General features: G+C 67.0%; 3 protein-coding genes. 1 reads left to right on the forward strand and 2 read right to left on the reverse strand.

What is annotated here, in order from left to right; translation table 11 throughout:
• The coding region (locus C1J00_RS42750; protein WP_180989915.1) for a cbb3-type cytochrome c oxidase subunit I at positions 1–304 on the reverse strand (304 nt) is incomplete at its 3' end.
• Complete coding sequence (gene ctaC / locus C1J00_RS42755; protein WP_102914159.1) at positions 301–1,266, reverse strand: aa3-type cytochrome oxidase subunit II; 966 nt, start codon at positions 1,264–1,266, stop codon at positions 301–303. The genes C1J00_RS42750 and ctaC, both read right to left, overlap by 4 nt.
• Positions 1,267–1,541: 275 nt before the next feature.
• Between ctaC and C1J00_RS46100 the strand changes: the two genes are divergently transcribed.
• Positions 1,542–1,775 (forward strand): aminotransferase class V-fold PLP-dependent enzyme (locus C1J00_RS46100; protein ID WP_146046405.1); only part of this gene is annotated, 234 nt, incomplete at its 3' end.

Here is a 1,775-nt window from a genome sequence, read left to right on the forward strand (position 1 = left end):
GCGGCGTCGCGAACATCAGCAGCATGATCGTGCCGTGCATCGTGAACGCCTGGTTGAACTGCTCGTTCGACATGATCTGCAGACCGGGCCGGGCGAGCTCGGCGCGCATGAGCAGCGCCATCACGCCACCGATGACGAAGAACGCGAACGACGTGCCCAGGTACAGCGTGCCGATCGTCTTGTGGTCCGTCGTCGTCAGCCACTTGACCACGACACTGCCGCGGTTCTGGCGCCTGACCGGCAGCTCGTCCTGGTAGTGGGACCCTGCTGCCGCGGCACCCTGGGGTTCGTTGAGGATGCTCACAGGTTGTTCGTCTCCCGGTTCTTCTCGTGGCTCGTCTGCGCGATGCCGGCAGGAACGTAACCGTTCTGCTGCTTGTCCACGAGGTCCTTGAGGTGCTGCTCGTAGCGCTCGGGGGAGACGACCTTCACGTTGAACAGCATCCGAGAGTGGTCGACGCCGCAGAGCTCGGCGCACTTGCCCAGGAAGGTGCCCTCCTTGTTGGGGGTCACCTCGAAGGCGTTGGTGTGGCCCGGGATGACGTCCTGCTTCATCAGGAACGGCACCACCCAGAAGGAGTGGATGACGTCCCGAGAGGTCAGCACGAAGCGGACCGTCTTGCCCTTGGGCAGCCAGAGCGTCGGGCCGGGGTTGTTGGTCTGCGGGTTCCGCGTCTTGGGGGTACCGCAGTCGTAGGCGCCGCCGGCGTTGGCCGGGAAGTCCTCCTTGAAGCGGTCCGGGATCGCGTCCAGGTCCTTGGAGGTCTTGGCGTCCCCGGTGGAACCGGCGACCGGCTCGATGTAGTTGAAGCACCAGCTCCACTGGAAGCCGACCACGTTGACCGTGACGTCGGGCTTCTTCTTGAGGCTGAGCAGCTCGGACTCGTCACGGGCGGTGAAGTAGAACAGCACCGAGACGATGATGAGCGGGACCACCGTGTACAGCGCCTCGATGGGCATGTTGTACCGGGTCTGTGGAGGAACTTCGACCTTGGTGCGGCTGCGCCGGTGGAAGAAAGCACTCCACAGGATCAGACCCCACACCAGCACGCCGACGGCGAGCGCAGCCGCCCAGGACCCCTGCCACAGGGAGAGGATCCGCGGAGCCTCTTCCGTGGTCGGGGTGGGCATACCAAGGCGGGGGAAGTCTTCCCAGTTGTACGAGCAACCGGTGGCTGTCGCCAAGACCAAGCCCGCGGTCAGTGCCTGCAGCAGCTTCCGCCGCATCGGGCGCCGCGGCGAGCGGTCGGAGCCGTTGGGACTCACGTAGCGCCTTCCCGAGAGTCTCGCCCGCGCGGATCGGCTGCGGCCTGGCCTTCTCGCTGGTCGGTCGCGGCCCTGCGTCGGGCAGGGGTTTGGATGTTTATGCGGACCAAACCCTAGCCGACGCCCTCCGGGGGTTCTCGGGGAGGGGGGCCCAACGCGCCGCGGGTTACGCCGGGCGCCCACCAGCACGGGAGTTCCGCGAATCGGCGGCCGCGGGTCGGTGGTGGGCGAGCGCGCAGTTCCCCGCGCCCCTTTGGGGCGCTTAGCGTTGAGGTGTGCCCTACTTCGATGCTGCTTCCAGTGCTCCTCTTCATCCCGTTGCCCGGCAGGCGCTGCAGGCCTCGCTCGATGAGGGGTGGGCGGATCCCGCCCGTCTGTACAGGGAAGGTCGGCGGGCCCGGGTGCTGCTGGACGCGGCGCGGGAGGCCGCCGCCGAGGCGGTGGGATGCCGGCCGGACGAGCTGGTCTTCACCTCGTCCGGAACCCGTGCTGTTCTCTTATACACATCT

It is taken from the genome of Streptomyces cahuitamycinicus, assembly GCF_002891435.1.
In the GTDB taxonomy this organism is placed as follows: Bacteria; Actinomycetota; Actinomycetes; order Streptomycetales; family Streptomycetaceae; genus Streptomyces; species Streptomyces cahuitamycinicus.